The organism is Streptomyces cyaneofuscatus (assembly GCF_000718135.1).
Lineage (GTDB): Bacteria > Actinomycetota > Actinomycetes > Streptomycetales > Streptomycetaceae > Streptomyces > Streptomyces cyaneofuscatus.
This window is the reverse complement of record NZ_JOEM01000030.1, coordinates 22,657-36,677: the sequence shown is the minus strand read 5'-3', so window position 1 is coordinate 36,677 and position 14,021 is coordinate 22,657. Positions and strand designations below refer to the sequence as shown.

Below are 14,021 nucleotides of genomic sequence, written 5' to 3'. Positions count from 1 at the left end.
GGCCACTCGCGAGAAGCGACGGGATCAGATCTCCGCATCGGCAACGCGCCGGCCGACCCTGGCTGCGGTTTCACGGAGCCAGATGTGGGCGGCGTCATGCGTGTGGACCGGGTGCCACCACAGCGCTTCGCGCAGCGGCACCGCCTCGTAAGGAGGATCGAGTACGCGTACGGCCGCGATAGGGGCGAGCAGGCGGGCGAGGCGGGCTTGGACGAGTGCAATGCGGCGGGTCCCGGCGACAAGGGCGGGAAGGGCGTGGAAGCTGTCGACGGAGACCTCGACGCGTGGTTCGATGCCGAGCATGCCGAGCTGGCGTACGGCGGGGGCATCGTAGGTGCGCTGGTAGGTGACCCAGGGCAGCCGGGCAAGGTCCTGGCGGGTCAACCGGTCCTCGATGCTGGGGTGGTCGTCGGCGACGACGAAGACCCAACGGTCGTCGTACAGATCGGTGGCGGGGAAGTCGCTGATGACGCCGTGGGGCATCAGCAGCCCGTCGGTGGCGCTGAGCAGGCTCGCGGTGTCATCGACGACGGTGATGGGGGTGCGGGTGAAGCGCAGCCGGATTCCCGGGGCCTCCTCGTGGATGACGCGCGCGAGTTCGACGCCGAAGACGTCGACGGCGTAGTCGGAGGCCACGAGGCGGAACTCGCGGGTCTCCGTGGACGGGTCGAAGGCGGCCTGGCTGGCGAAGAGCCGTTCGATGACGTCATAGGCGGTGGCGGTGCGGTCCAGGAGGACCTGGCCGAGCGCGGTGAGTTCGTACTGGCTCCCGACGCGGGACAGGAGCTCGTCGCCGAAGTGCCGCCGCAGCCGGCCCAGTGCGGCACTCATCGCGGGCTGGCTGAGCCCTACACGCTGCCCTGCCTTGGTGACGTTGCGTTCTTCGAGGAGGGCGCGGAGGGCCACGACGAGGTTGAGGTCGAGACGGGCCAGGTTCACGGGACGGCTTCCCTTCACGTGCGGTGCCACCAGAGGTTATCTGCCTGGCGAATGGTAGTGATCCAGATAATCGATTTCCCTGATTGCTGGAAGCGGGTCCAGATTAGTCCCACCGCAACCAGGAGGACATGCCGGTGAAACCTCGATCCGCTTCTGACTCATTTGCCGGGCCTTTCGCCCTGGGCACCCTCTCGGCCGCTGACGGCCCTGCCTTCCCCGCTCTTGTCGACCGCGACAGCCAGGTCCTCGACCTACGCACGGCCCTGGACGACCCGGCGCTGACCATGCGGGCCCTGCTGGAGCAGTGGCCGACCGTTCTCCCGCTGCTGCGCGATCTCGCCGCCGAGGAGGGACTGCCCCGCCGCCCTCTGGCCGACTTCCGTGTCCTCGCTCCCGTGGAACCGCGGCAGATCTTCCAGTCGGGCGCCAACTACCGACAGCACGTCATCGACCTGCACGTCGCACACCGCGATCCGTCCGACGGGCATTCCGAGGAGGAGGCGCGCGCCGAAGCGGCCGAGATCATGGACCGACGTGCCGCCGACGATCTTCCGTACATGTTCATCGGCCTGCCCAGCTCCATCTCCGGCCCCAACGACGACGTCACGCTGCCCGCGTGGGCGGCAAAGCCGGACTGGGAACTGGAGCTGGCCGCGGTGATCGCCCGCCCCGCCTACCAGGTTTCCCCTCAGGAGGCGCTGGACTACGTGGCCGGCTACACGATCGCCAACGACCTCACCGACCGGGCCACCGTCTTCCGCAGGGACATGCCACAGATCGGAACGGACTGGCTGCGCAGCAAGAACGCTCCCGGGTTCACCCCCCTGGGGCCGTGGATCGTGCCCGCCGAATCGATCGGCGACACCGGCGACCTGCAGCTCACCTTGAAGCTGAACGGCGAGGTCATGCAGGACGAATCCACCAAGGACATGATCTTCGACGTGGCGCGCATGGTCGCGTACGCCTCCCAGAGCGCGCGCCTGCTCCCCGGCGACCTCGTACTCACCGGGTCGCCGGCCGGCAACGGCATGCACTGGGGGCGCCTGCTGCGCGACGGCGACGTCATGGACGCCTCCATCTCCGGACTGGGCGCCCAGCGCACCCGATGTGTCGCGGAGGGGAAATGAACCGCACCGATCCCGCAGGCGCGGTCGCTCAAGCGGCCGAGCAGTGCTCCAACTGGGGCCGCTGGGGCGAGGACGACCGCCTCGGCACCGTGAACTACCTCGACGAGGCCAAGCGCCGTGAAGGCGCGGCCCTGATACGGCGAGGGGTCAGCTTCTCCCTGTCCCAGCGTTTCGACATCAACGGCCCCCAGAAGGGCTGGCGGCGGCGGACCAACCCGGTCCACACCATGCTCGACACCGGCACGGACGCAGCCCTGGGCAACCAGGGACTTCCCCACGGCATCGGCGGCGCCGACGACGTGATTGCGATGCCGCTGCAGTGCTCCACCCAGTGGGACGGCCTGGGCCACATCTTCGACCACGGCAAGGCGTGGAACGGCCGGCCGGCCGAGCAGGTCGTCACCTCCGACGGCGACCAGGTCACCGGCATCGAGCACATGGCGCCACACATCGCCGGGCGAGCCGTGCTGCTGGACGTCGGCCGGACTGCCGGAGAGGACGGTGAACTCCCCGACGGGTTCGCCATCACCGAGGAGCACCTGGTGGCCGCCGCCGAAGCCCACGCGGTGACGGTCGGCCGCGGCGACATCGTCCTCGTCCGAACCGGGCAGCTCGCCCGCGTGCGCCGGGACGGCTGGGGCGACTACGCCGGCGGCGCTGCCCCGGGGCTCTCCTTCACCACCGCGCCCTGGCTCCACGGCAGCGAGATCACCGCGATCGCCACCGACACCTGGGGCTTCGAGGTACGGCCCAACGAGTTCGACCACGCCTTCCAGCCACTGCACCAAGTCGTCATCCCCCACATCGGCCTGCTCATCGGCGAGATGTGGGACCTGGAGGCTCTCGCCGAGGACTGCGCGGCCGACGGCGTCTACGAGTTCTGGCTCACTGCCGCACCCCTGCCCATCACCGGCGCCGTCGGGTCACCCGTCAACCCCATCGCCGTCAAGTAGTCCCGGGGCCCACAGCCCGAGGAACAAGGGAGTTCCCCATGAGCACACCTCGCAAGGTCCTGGTCGTCGGAGGCGGAGCAGCCGGCAACACCGTCACCATCCTGCTGCGCCGCGCCGGAGTCGAGGTCGACCTCGTCGAAGCGAAGGACGACTGGAACGCCACCGCCGGATCCGGTATCACTCTCCAGGGAAACGCCCTGCGGGTGCTGCGCGAACTGGGCGTCTGGGAGGACGTCAAGGCCTCCGGGTTCGCGTTCGGGTCGGTCGGGATCACCTCCCCCGACGGCACCGTCCTGCACGTCCAGCGCGACCTGCGCACCGGCGGCGACGACCTTCCGGCAACCGTGGGCATGCAGCGCCCGCGCCTGCAGCACATCCTCATCGAGGCCGTCCGTGCAAGCGGCGCGACCGTCCGTCTGGGTACCACCGCCACCATCGAGAACCAGGACGACACCGGCGTCTCCGTCCGCCTGAGCGACGGCAGCAAGCACCGCTACGACCTGGTCATCGCCGCCGACGGACTGGGCTCGGCCACGCGCGCACAGATCGGAATCACGGACAAGCCGGAACCGACCGGCATGGCCATCTGGCGTGCGGCCGCCCCGAGACCCGCCGGAGTCGAGCGCACCGACCTCGCCTACGGCGGCGCGGCCTTCATCGCCGGCTACTGCCCCACCAGCGACACCACCCTGTACGCGTACGTGGTGGAGAGGAACCGGGACCGCGCCTCCATACCGCCCGAGTCGTACGCGCAGGAGATGCGGAAGATCGCCTCCACGTACGGAGGCGCCTGGCCGGCCATCACCGCCACGATCATCGACCCGTCCAAGGTCAACTACACCTGGTTCGACCGGCTGCTGGTCGAGGGTTCATGGCACCGCGGCCGCGTCGTCCTCATCGGCGACGCAGCCCACTGCTGCCCCCCCACCCTCGCGCAGGGCGCCGCGCTGTCGCTGGAGGACGCGTGGGTGCTCGCACAGCTGCTGACCGAGGCCGAAGTCTGGGACGGGGAACTGCTGCAGGCCTACTACGAGCGGCGGATCGGTCGGGTTCGCCCCGTCGTCGAGGCGTCCGTCCAGATCGGCCAGTGGCAGCTCGACCACGTCCGGGACGCCGACGTGCCGGGGCTGATGGCCCGCACGATGACGATGCTCAGGGAGCTGCCGTGACCGCCCCCACCGTGGACGTGCACGCCCACGTCCTGCTTCCCCAGGTCGAGGCTCTCCTGGCCGATCAGCCCGGGTACGCGCTGTCCAAGGAGCTCGACGCCCGGCGCAACGGTCCCGCCGCTCTCGCGGTCAGCGGTCCGATGGTCCGCGACCGCCTGCCCCGTCTGACCGAGGTGACGGAACGCCTGGCCGCCATGGACGCGCAGGGCGTCGACGTCCAGCTGGTCAGCCCCTCACCCTCGCACTACCACTACTGGACCGACGCCCCGACGGCTGAGAAGGTCTACCGACTCGCCAATGAGGCCACAGCAGCCCACTGTGCTCAGGCACCGGACCGGCTCCGCGGCCTCGGCCTGGTACCCCTCCAGCACCCCGAGCAGACCGTCGCGGCACTGGATCACGCCCTCGAACAGGGCCTGGCCGGGGTGGAGATCTCCAGCCACGCCCCCGGTCGGGAACTGTCCGATCCCGCCTACAACTTTCTGTGGACGCGTGCCGAGGAGACGGGCGCCGTCATCTTCCTGCACCCCTTCGGCTGCACGCTCGACGCGCGTCTTGACCAGTGGTACCTGTCCAACACCGTGGGCCAGCCCACCGAGAACGCCGTCGCCCTGTCCCACCTCATCTTCTCCGGGGTCCTTGACCGGCATCCCGGACTGAAGATCATCGCGGCGCACGGCGGAGGCTACCTGCCGACCCATATCGGGCGCAGCGACCACGCCTGGCACGCCCGGACCGACGCGTCCGCCGACTGCGCCCACCTCCCGAGCAGCTATCTGCGGCGGCTGTACTTCGACTCCCTGGTGCACGACCCGCAGGTGCTCCGGGAACTGGTGCGAGCCGCAGGAGCCGACCGGGTGCTGCTCGGTTCCGACTTCCCCTTCGACATGGGTGCGGCCGACCCCGTCGCCGCACTGCGGTCCGCCGGACTGGACGAAGCCGATCTCGACGCCATCCGCGGCCGCAACGCCGCCGCACTGCTCAACATCTCTCCCGCCTGAGGAGGCAACCCGCATGAGCACAAGCCGCCTGTTGACCCACCTTCGGCACGTGGACCTCGCCGTGCCCGACTACGACAAACAGCTCGACTTCTACGCCGGTGTCTGGGGACTCACCAAGGTCGCCGAGGATTCCGGCATCTCCTTCCTCGCCGCCGAGGGCAGCCCGGAGCAGTACGTGGTCCGGCTGCGCGAGGCGGACGAGAAGCGCCTGGACCTCGTCTCCTACGGCGCCGCCACTCCGGCGGACGTCGACACGCTCGCCGAACAGCTCCTGTCCACGGGCGTGAAACTGATCTCGCAGCCGGGCACCGTCAGCACCCCTGGAGGGGGCTACGGCTTCCGCTTCTTCGACGTCGACGGACGGACCATCGAGGTCTCCGCGGAGGTCGAGGTCCGGCGGCACCGCAAGATCGAGGAGAAGGAGGCGATCCCGGTCAAGCTGTCGCACGTCGTGCTCAACTCGCCCGACCTGGAGCGCACCCGGACCTGGTACGAGCAGCACCTCGGCTTCCGGCTCTCCGACACGCTCAGTTCACCCCACATGGGCGACGTCATGCACTTCATGCGCATCAGTAGCCAGCACCACTCCATGGCACTGGCCAAGGGGCCGCACACATCGCTCCACCACATCTCCTTCGAGATGCGTGGCATCGACGAGTACATGCGCGGCTCAGGGCGAGTGACCCGTGCCGGATTCACCAAGATCTGGGGCCCGGGCCGGCACACGGCCGGTGACAACACGTTCACCTACTTCCTCGACCCCCACGGCAACACCGTCGAGTACACCACCGAACTGGAGGAACTCGACGAGGACACCTGGCACCCCCACGTCTACGACTTCTCCCAGCCCGAGGTCGCCGACCAGTGGGGCACGGCGAACCCGATGAACGAGCTCGTCGCCAAGGAGTCCTTCAACGACCCCGACCGCGGCAGCTTCGTCGCCCCACCGGTTTAGCCTCCGGCCTGTGTCGTCTCCGGGAACGCGGGAGTGGTGTCCCGCTCCGACTCCTGCCTCCGCGCTCCCGGCCGAGGGCGTCCGGCCCTGAGCCCGCTCCGTAGGCCCGCCACTCGCCTGGCGTGTCCAGGACGGCGCGTCGTGTATTCGACCTCGTTTCCCCTCCCTCTTGGAGCCGCATCATGCGCTTCGCCGCTTTCGAGTACCGCCACCGCCCGCGTGTCGCCGTAGTGGAAGACGACGGCACACTCTTCCCCCTGCCGGGCGTCACCTCGCTGACCGACCTGATTCGTGAGACCGGTGGCTTGGCCGGCCTGCTCGCCGCGGCGGCGGTGGCCCAGGACGTGCCGCCCGGCCCGCACGTCTCCCAGGTGCGGCTCCTGGCACCCCTGCAGCCGTCGTCCGTGAGGGACTTCGTCACCTTCGAAGAACACGTAGAAGGCGTACGCCGGTCCGTGAGCGGCGAAGCAGGCGTCCCCGAGCAGTGGTACGAGGCACCCACCTTCTATTTCACCAACCCGCACGCGGTGTTCGGCCCCCACGACGACGTTCCCATGCCTCCCGGATCCTCCGTACTCGACTTCGAACTGGAGGTGGCAGCCGTCATCGGACGGGACGGTCGTGACCTGACCCCGGCACAGGCGCAGGACCACATCGTCGGCTACACGATCTTCAACGACTGGTCCGCGCGGGACCTGCAGTCGGCAGAGATGCAGGTGGGTCTCGGACCGTGCAAGGGAAAGGACACCGCCTCCACTCTCGGCCCCTACCTGGTGACCGCCGACGAGCTGGAGCCCCACCGGGACAGCGAAGGCTTTCTGCGCCTCGCGCTGACCGCCGAGATCAACGGTGCAAAGGTCGGCAACGACCTCCTGTCCAACATGAGCTGGACTTTCGAGGAGATGGCCGCCTACGCCTCGCGCGGCACCCGCATCTTCGCCGGCGACGTCCTGGGGTCGGGCACCTGCGGCAACGGCGGCTGTCTGGCCGAACTATGGGGCCGTTCCGGCGAACAGAGCCCGTCGCCACTGAGGCCTGGCGACACGGTCACCCTAACCGTGGAAGGTCTCGGGTCGCTCACCACTCGCATCACGCCCGGCGTGGCTCCGGTCCAGCTGCCCCGCGCGCGGCGCCGCAACCGGGAGCGGCCGTGAGCAGCGGAAGGCTTGCAGGAAAGGTCATCGTCGTCACCGGAGCGGCACGGGGGCAGGGAGCTGCCGAGGCTGCGGCCTTGGCGCGCGAGGGTGCCATGGTCGTCGCCACCGATGTGCGTGGCGGCGAGAACGTACGTCGGCTCGATGTCACCCGGGCCGAGGACTGGGCCGACCTCGCCAGCTACCTGCGCGAGACCTACGGGACGGTCAACGGCCTGGTCAACAACGCCGGCATCACCTGGCGTGCCCGGCTGGACGAGGTCACCACCGAGGACATGAGCCGCGTCCACGCCGTCAACGTCCACGGACCACTGCTGGGTATGCAGCACCTTGCTCCGCTGATGCCCCCTGGGGCGTCGGTTGTGAACGTCGGCTCCTCGGCCGCGATCACAGCGCACTACCCCGTTGCCTATACCACGAGCAAGTGGGCGCTGCGGGGCCTGTCGAAGACCGCTGCACTTGAGCTCGGACCGCGCGGAATCCGTGTGAACACGATCCACCCCGGTTTCATCGAAACAGAGATGACGGCTTCAGCGGCACCGGCATTCCGTAAAGCGAACATCGAGGAAACACCGCTGGGCCGCGTCGGACGAGTCGAGGAGGTCACCCCGCTGGTGGTGTTCCTCCTCTCGGAAGAGTCGTCCTTCATTACCGGCGCCGACATACCGGTGGACGGGGGCCTCACCTCGCACGGCGGTGTGAAGTCGGTGTCCGACGCACTGCGCACCGAGGCCGGCTGATGGGAGCGCAAGAAGGGAAAGCCGACCTGATCTCCGGCACGGCCCGTGGCACCGGCCGGGCCGTCGCCGATGGCTGGTGGTCGGCCGTGCTGCCCAGCCCACTGACCTGAAAGGAACCTGGAACCGTGGACAAGGTCATCCATGAAGCCAACGATGCCGTCGCCGACATCCCTCACGGCGCATCGATCGCGGTCGGCGGGTTCGGCCTCAGTGGCATACCCGAGACGCTGATACGAGCCCTGCACAGCCAGAACACCACCGACCTCAAGGTCGTGTCCAACAACTGCGGCACTGACGGCCGAGGGCTCGGGATCCTGCTGTCGGCCGGACGCATCTCCCGGGTCACCGGCTCCTACGTCGGCGAGAACAAGGAGTTCGCCCGGCAGTACCTCGGCGGCGAACTCGAAGTCGAGCTCGTACCCCAGGGAACCCTCGCAGAACGGCTGCGTGCCGGAGGCTGCGGCATCCCCGCCTTCTACACACCCGCCGGCGTCGGCACCCAGATCGCCGACGGCGGACTGCCCTGGCGGTACGCGCCCGACGGCGCTGTGGCCCTCGCCTCCCCGCCCAAGGAGACCCGGGAGTACGACGGCCGGACCCACGTCCTCGAACGCGGCATCACCGCTGACTTCGCGCTCGTGCGCGCCCGGCGGGGCGACCGGCACGGCAACCTCGTCTTCCGCCACGCCGCAGCCAACTTCAATCCACTGGCCGCCATGGCCGGCCGCATCACGATCGCCGAAGTCGAGGAGCTCGTCGAGCCGGGCGACCTCGACCCGGACCACGTGCATCTGCCGGGCGTCTTCGTCCAGCGCGTCGTGCCCCTCACCCCCGCCCAGGCGGCCGACAAACAGATCGAGAAGAGGACGGTGCGCAGCTGATGGCCTGGAACCGCAACCAGATGGCCGCGCGGGCCGCCACCGAGCTGACCGACGGTTCGTACGTCAATCTCGGCATCGGCCTGCCCACCCTCATCCCGGCATTCGTACCCACCGGTGTGCACGTCGTGCTGCACTCGGAGAACGGCATCCTGGGCACAGGGCCCTACCCCACCGAGGACGAGGTCGACTCCGATCTGATCAACGCGGGCAAGGAGACCGTCACCGTCCTTCCGGGCGCGTCCTTCTTCGACTCGGCCCTGTCGTTCGGGATGATTCGCGGCGGTCACATCGACACCGCCGTACTGGGAGCCATGCAGGTCTCGCACCGAGGCGACCTGGCGAACTGGATGGTCCCCGGCAAGATGGTCAAGGGCATGGGTGGCGCCATGGACCTCGTCCACGGCGCACGCCGAGTCATCGCGCTGATGGAGCACACCGCCAAGGACGGCTCTCCGAAGATCGTCCAGGACTGCACCCTGCCGCTGACCGGCCGCCTCTGCGTCGGCCGGATCATCACCGATCTCGGAGTCCTGGACGTCACCGACCGCGGTCTGGCCCTGGTGGAGACCGCGCCCGGAGTCACCGTCGAAGACATCCGCGCCCACACCGGTGCACCCGTGTACGTCGACAGCGCGACTGCCGCCTGCTGAGCCTCCGCGGGTCACCCCGAGGACCCGCAGCAACCTGCCGCCCTTTCCACCCTGATGGTCCGCATGACAGCGATCCCGACACAGCGACCGCAATGGACGCGGACCGACCCCCTCCAAGGAGGCCCTGGTGCCTATGACTTCTCCGCCCCTGCACATCGCCGTCGTCGGAGGCGGCATCGGTGGGCTGGCCGCAGCCCTCGCGGTCGCCCGGAACGGCCACCGCGTGACACTGGTGGAGCGGGCCGCCCGCTTCGGAGAGATCGGAGCCGGCCTCCAGCTGGCCCCGAACGCCTCGCTCGCTCTTGAAGAACTCGGCGTTCTCGACGCCGTACAACGTTCAGCCGTCGCGCCGCCGCAACTCGTCATGATGGACGCACTCAGCGGCGAGCAGATAACCGCCCTCGACCTCCGAAGCAACGCCTACCGCAGCCGCTTCAAACATCCCTACCTCGTCACCCACCGCACCGACCTGCACCAAGCACTCCTGGCAGCCTGCCAGGAGCACCCCTCGATCAGTCTGCGCACCGGACACACCGTCACCGGCGCGGAACAGACACCGCACGAGGTGCGCCTGGACTTCGCCGAGACGCCCGAGCGGCTTACGGCGGACGCGGTGGTGGCGGCCGACGGCCTCCACTCGCGTCTGCGACAGCTCCTCGTGGGCGACGGCGACCCCGTCTGCTCCCGCTACGTGGCCTACCGAGGAGCCCTGCCGGTCAGCAGCATGACCGGATCCATGTCCCAGCACGCGTCGTCGGAATCGGTGATCGTATGGGCCGGTCCGCGGATGCATCTCGTGCAGTACCCCGTACGGCGCGGCGAGCTCTACAACCAGGTCGCGGTCTTCGAGAGCGACCACTACACCCCCGACTCGGACGACTGGGGCACCGAGGCGGAGCTGGAGGAGCGGTTCGCCGGAGCGTGCAGTACGGTGCGCGACGCCCTGCCTCTGGTCGCGCGGGACCGGCGCTGGCCCCTGTTCGACCGGCTGCCGGTCGCCGACTGGGTCCATGGACGGATCGTGCTGCTGGGCGACGCCGCACACCCGATGCTGCAGTACCTGGCTCAGGGCGCCTGCCAGGCCCTGGAGGACGCGGTGGCCCTGGGAAGGTCTCTGCGCGAGCACACCGACCCGGCAGATGCCTTCGCCTCCTACGCCGGCCTGCGTAGTGAACGAGCCACAGGCATCCAGACCAACGCCCGGCGGTTCGGTGACATCTGCCACCTGGACGGCATGGGAGCCCTCATGCGCAATCAGCTCCTGGCCACCCGCGCCCCCGACGACTTCGACGACATCGCCTGGGTGTGGACCCCGACCACCGAACCCGAGGCATCGACCGCCCCGTGAGCGACCACCGCGAGGAGACGAAATGACCGACGACCCCGCCTACAAGGCCCTCGACGACCTCGGAGCCGCCCCGCTGTGGCGCTTCTACGGAAACCTGTTCCCCGCCCAGCCCCGAAGCCGGGCCGTGCCCCACCGGTGGAGCTGGAAGGAGTTGCGGCCCCACCTGCTGCACTTCTCCCAGACGCTGTCTCTGGAGGAGGCCGAACGACGGGTCCTCATGCTCGTCAATCCCGGCCTGACCGATCCACCGGCCACCGTCAACACCCTCTACGCGGGGCTGCAGATCATCCTCCCCGGTGAAACGGCCCAAGCACACCGGCACACCTCCAACGCCTTCCGCTTCATCCTGGAGGGCGACGGCGCTTGGACCACCGTCAACGGTGAACGCGTCTTCATGGCCCCCGGCGACCTCCTGCTCACCCCCGGATGGCACTGGCACGACCACACACACGAGGGCGACGTGCCGATGATCTGGCTCGACGCCCTGGACTACCCCCTCGTCAACGCCCTGGAGGCAGGGTTCTACGAGAAGTATCCTCAACGCCTCCAGCCCGTGACCCGGCCCGACGACGCCGGATCCCGTCAGTTCCTCCACGGCCGCCTGACTCCGGCGTGGATCACTCCGCAGGGACCCAACTCTCCTGTCACCCGCTACACCTGGCAGGAGACCGACCGGGCACTGGAAGCCATCGCGGACACAGCCGAAGGCAGCGACGTCGACGGCATCGTCCTGGAGTACACCAACCCCTGGACCGGCGGGCCCGTCATGCCCACCATCGGCTGCCGTGTCCAGAGGCTGCGCCCGGGCTTCGACGGAGCCGGCCGCCGCCAGACCGTATCGACCATCTTCAATGTCATCCGCGGCGAAGGCGCCACCATCGTCGACGGCAAGCGCCTCGACTGGACCGAGAACGACACTTTCGCCATACCCGGCTGGGCCTCCTACCGGCACCTGAACACCTCCACGTCCAGCGACGCGGTCCTGTTCTCCTACAGCGACGAGCCCGTCATGCGCTCCCTGGGCCTCTACCGCACCGAGAGCGCCGACCCCGGCGCCTGACCACCCCACCCCTCTGACACCCCCAAGGAGGCCACGATGCGTCTGGCCCTTTTCAACCAGGGACGGCTCGGCGTCGTCGACGGCGACACGATCATCGACGTGACCGACCAGGTCGGTTCTCCCTCCACCGGCGCGGCCGGTGCACTCCACCACTACATCGAGACGCTTGCCGAGGGAACCGGTCCGGTACTGGTGCCGTCACGCGGCCGCCGGGCGCCGCTGTCGGAGGTGACGCTCGAAGCGCCACTGCCCCGCCCCGGAAAGATCATCGGTGCCCCGGTCAACTACCTCGATCACAAGGCCGAGATGGACTACCCCACGTCCATCGCCGACCTGGGCGTCTTCCTGAAAGCCAACTCATCGGTGATCGGCCCCGGTCAGGCCATCGTCCTGCCCTACTCCGACCAGCGCACCGACCAGGAAGGCGAGCTGGGCGTCGTCATCGGCCGCACCGCGTCGCGAGTGAGCGCCGAGGACGCGCTGGACCACGTCTTCGGCTACACCTGCCTGCTCGACATCACCGTCAGGTCCGGTGAGGACCGGTCCACCCGCAAGTCCTTCGACACCTTCACCCCCATCGGACCGTGGGTGGTCACCGCCGACGGCATTCCCGATCCCGGCCGGCTCGATCTGCGCTGCGACGTGGCGGGGGAGACCCGGCAGCGCACCAACACCGCCGACCTCATATTCGGAGTCCGTGAACTGATCGCCTACGCCTCCTCGGTGATGACTCTGTACCCGGGCGACGTGATCGCGACGGGCACCCCGGCCGGGGTCGGCCCGCTCGCCCACGGGGATCGCGTCGTCGTGGAGATCGAGAGGATCGGACGGCTTGAGGTGTCCGTCGACGGCTCCCAGGCCACCTCCTACGCCTCCCGGCCGGGAGACCGCCGCAGCTGAGCCGCCATGCGGTCGGGCCGGTACCGAGCCAGAAGGCGGTGGCTCGGTACCGCGCACGGACTCGAGCCCCCGCTACGACCATCCACAGTTAGGGGCGCTCAGGCCCTGGGAACGGTGGAGCGACGTACTACGAGCTCCGGCTGGAGCACGATGCTCTCGTGCCGGTGGCCCTCCGGTGCCGGGTCGAGTTCCTTCAGGAGGAGCTCGGCGGCCAGACGGCCGATCTCGGCAGCAGGGTGGCGGACGGAGGTCAGCGGGATGAGACAGGCTTCGGCGAATTCGATGTCGTCGTACCCGATGACCGCGAGATCATCCGGCACCCGCACTCCTGCGTCGAAGACGGTCTGCATGATGCCCAGCGCAAGCAGATCGTTCGCGCAGAAGACAGCGCTCGGCCGCGGGCTCAGGCCGATGAGGCGGTGACCTGCGTCCCGGCCGCTTCGTACGTCGTGCCGGTGCACCGGCACATCGACGACGGTGTCGGCGCTCATGCCGGCTTCGTGCACAGCACGCAGGAGGCCGTCCCGCCGGTCACGGACCTGCCGCAGCTGCTCGGGGCCGCCCACGTAGGCGATGCGGCGGTGTCCGGCCTTCAGAAGGTGCCGGCCTGCCAGCAGTCCGCCAAGAACGTCGTCGGCGGCCACCGAGCACACCTCATCCTCGCCGACCGCCCGGTCGACGACGACGCAGGGGATGTTCTGGCGGCTCAGCACGTGCCAGGGTGCCCCGTGCGAGTCGACGGGCGCCAGCAGCACGCCGCGCATCCGCTGCTCGGCGAAGAGCGACAGGTAGGCCTGCTCGGCGGACGGGCTCTCGGCACTGTTGCAGACCATCACCCCGAGCCCGGCCCGGTCCGCCGCCTCTTCCGTACCCCGTGCCAGGGCGGCGAAGAAGGGGTTGCCGGTGTCCGTCACGAGCAAGCCCAGCATGCGGCTTCGTCCCGCGCGGAGTTGACGTGCCGATTCGCTCCGGACGTACCCGAGGATCTCGATGGCCGCCTGCACACGTGCACGCGTCTGCTCGGACACCTGGTCCGGCCGGTTCAGGACGTTGGACACCGTGCCCACGGATACTCCTGCTTCGCGTGCTACCTCCTTGATCCCCACCACAGCCGGCCATCCGTTCATCTTCGATCTGAGCGAAC

General features: G+C 69.1%; 14 protein-coding genes. 12 read left to right on the top strand and 2 right to left on the bottom strand.

Annotated features, from left to right (window positions below; all coding sequences use genetic code 11):
• Positions 1–24 precede the first annotated feature (24 nt).
• Positions 25–939 carry a LysR family transcriptional regulator gene (locus tag IF17_RS0133335; protein WP_030574347.1) on the bottom strand — a complete coding sequence of 305 codons (915 nt, stop codon included), beginning with the start codon at positions 937–939 and terminating at the stop codon, positions 25–27.
• Positions 940–1,067: 128 nt separating this feature from the next.
• On the opposite strand from IF17_RS0133335, the gene IF17_RS0133330 reads away from it, so the two are divergent.
• From IF17_RS0133330 to IF17_RS0133275, 12 genes are all read left to right on the top strand, one after another.
• On the top strand, positions 1,068–2,066 hold the full coding sequence (locus IF17_RS0133330) for a fumarylacetoacetate hydrolase family protein (RefSeq protein WP_030574344.1): 999 nt from the start codon (positions 1,068–1,070) through the stop codon (positions 2,064–2,066).
• A complete protein-coding gene (locus IF17_RS0133325) occupies positions 2,063–3,019 on the top strand; it encodes a cyclase family protein (RefSeq protein WP_030574341.1) in 957 nt (318 codons plus the stop codon). Before IF17_RS0133330 ends, IF17_RS0133325 begins: the two co-directional genes overlap by 4 nt.
• Positions 3,020–3,057: 38 nt before the next feature.
• Positions 3,058–4,188 (top strand): FAD-dependent oxidoreductase, encoded by a 1,131-nt coding sequence (locus IF17_RS0133320; RefSeq protein WP_030574338.1) that lies wholly within the window; start codon positions 3,058–3,060, stop codon positions 4,186–4,188.
• Positions 4,185–5,189: an amidohydrolase family protein gene (locus tag IF17_RS0133315; RefSeq protein ID WP_030574335.1), complete on the top strand. Its 1,005-nt coding sequence runs from the start codon at positions 4,185–4,187 to the stop codon at positions 5,187–5,189. The genes IF17_RS0133320 and IF17_RS0133315 overlap by 4 nt, the downstream gene beginning before the upstream one ends.
• Positions 5,190–5,202: 13 nt before the next feature.
• Positions 5,203–6,144 carry a VOC family protein gene (locus tag IF17_RS0133310; RefSeq protein ID WP_030574333.1) on the top strand — a complete coding sequence of 314 codons (942 nt, stop codon included), beginning with the start codon at positions 5,203–5,205 and terminating at the stop codon, positions 6,142–6,144.
• Positions 6,145–6,326: 182 nt separating this feature from the next.
• Entirely contained in the window at positions 6,327–7,298 is a 972-nt protein-coding gene (locus IF17_RS1000000140020; protein WP_030574331.1) for a fumarylacetoacetate hydrolase family protein, read from the top strand.
• Positions 7,295–8,038 (top strand): SDR family NAD(P)-dependent oxidoreductase, encoded by a 744-nt coding sequence (locus IF17_RS0133300; RefSeq protein ID WP_030574328.1) that lies wholly within the window; start codon positions 7,295–7,297, stop codon positions 8,036–8,038. The genes IF17_RS1000000140020 and IF17_RS0133300 overlap by 4 nt, the downstream gene beginning before the upstream one ends.
• 125 nt (positions 8,039–8,163) lie before the next feature.
• Positions 8,164–8,919, top strand: a complete 756-nt coding sequence (locus IF17_RS0133295) for a CoA transferase subunit A (protein ID WP_030574326.1) — start codon at positions 8,164–8,166, stop codon at positions 8,917–8,919.
• The gene (locus tag IF17_RS0133290; RefSeq protein WP_030574323.1) at positions 8,919–9,569 is read left to right on the top strand and encodes a CoA transferase subunit B; all 651 of its coding nucleotides are present in this window, start codon (positions 8,919–8,921) and stop codon (positions 9,567–9,569) included. The genes IF17_RS0133295 and IF17_RS0133290 overlap by 1 nt, the downstream gene beginning before the upstream one ends.
• A 133-nt stretch (positions 9,570–9,702) precedes the next feature.
• The gene (locus IF17_RS0133285) at positions 9,703–10,917 is read left to right on the top strand and encodes an FAD-dependent monooxygenase (protein WP_030574320.1); all 1,215 of its coding nucleotides are present in this window, start codon (positions 9,703–9,705) and stop codon (positions 10,915–10,917) included.
• A 22-nt stretch (positions 10,918–10,939) separates the two neighbouring features.
• Positions 10,940–11,977, top strand: a complete 1,038-nt coding sequence (locus IF17_RS0133280) for a cupin domain-containing protein (RefSeq protein ID WP_030574317.1) — start codon at positions 10,940–10,942, stop codon at positions 11,975–11,977.
• A gap of 36 nt (positions 11,978–12,013) precedes the next feature.
• Positions 12,014–12,877 carry a fumarylacetoacetate hydrolase family protein gene (locus tag IF17_RS0133275; protein WP_030574314.1) on the top strand — a complete coding sequence of 288 codons (864 nt, stop codon included), beginning with the start codon at positions 12,014–12,016 and terminating at the stop codon, positions 12,875–12,877.
• A 98-nt stretch (positions 12,878–12,975) separates the two neighbouring features.
• Here IF17_RS0133275 and IF17_RS0133270 read toward each other — a convergent pair whose 3' ends face one another.
• The gene (locus IF17_RS0133270; RefSeq protein WP_030574311.1) at positions 12,976–14,004 is read right to left on the bottom strand and encodes a LacI family DNA-binding transcriptional regulator; all 1,029 of its coding nucleotides are present in this window, start codon (positions 14,002–14,004) and stop codon (positions 12,976–12,978) included.
• Between the last annotated feature and the right edge of the window lie 17 nt (positions 14,005–14,021).

Excerpts from the sequence above, each read along its gene's own strand:
- IF17_RS0133285 (WP_030574320.1), top strand. The coding sequence starts at position 9,703 with ATGACTTCTCCGCCCCTGCACATCGCCGTCGTCGGAGGCGGCATCGGT.
- IF17_RS0133330 (WP_030574344.1), top strand. The coding sequence starts at position 1,068 with ATGCCGGTGAAACCTCGATCCGCTTCTGACTCATTTGCCGGGCCTTTC.
- IF17_RS0133310 (WP_030574333.1), top strand. The coding sequence starts at position 5,203 with ATGAGCACAAGCCGCCTGTTGACCCACCTTCGGCACGTGGACCTCGCC.
- IF17_RS0133280 (WP_030574317.1), top strand. The coding sequence starts at position 10,940 with ATGACCGACGACCCCGCCTACAAGGCCCTCGACGACCTCGGAGCCGCC.
- IF17_RS1000000140020 (WP_030574331.1), top strand. The coding sequence starts at position 6,327 with ATGCGCTTCGCCGCTTTCGAGTACCGCCACCGCCCGCGTGTCGCCGTA.
- IF17_RS0133325 (WP_030574341.1), top strand. The coding sequence starts at position 2,063 with ATGAACCGCACCGATCCCGCAGGCGCGGTCGCTCAAGCGGCCGAGCAG.
- IF17_RS0133290 (WP_030574323.1), top strand. The coding sequence starts at position 8,919 with ATGGCCTGGAACCGCAACCAGATGGCCGCGCGGGCCGCCACCGAGCTG.
- IF17_RS0133275 (WP_030574314.1), top strand. The coding sequence starts at position 12,014 with ATGCGTCTGGCCCTTTTCAACCAGGGACGGCTCGGCGTCGTCGACGGC.
- IF17_RS0133320 (WP_030574338.1), top strand. The coding sequence starts at position 3,058 with ATGAGCACACCTCGCAAGGTCCTGGTCGTCGGAGGCGGAGCAGCCGGC.
- IF17_RS0133270 (WP_030574311.1), bottom strand. The coding sequence starts at position 14,004 with ATGAACGGATGGCCGGCTGTGGTGGGGATCAAGGAGGTAGCACGCGAA.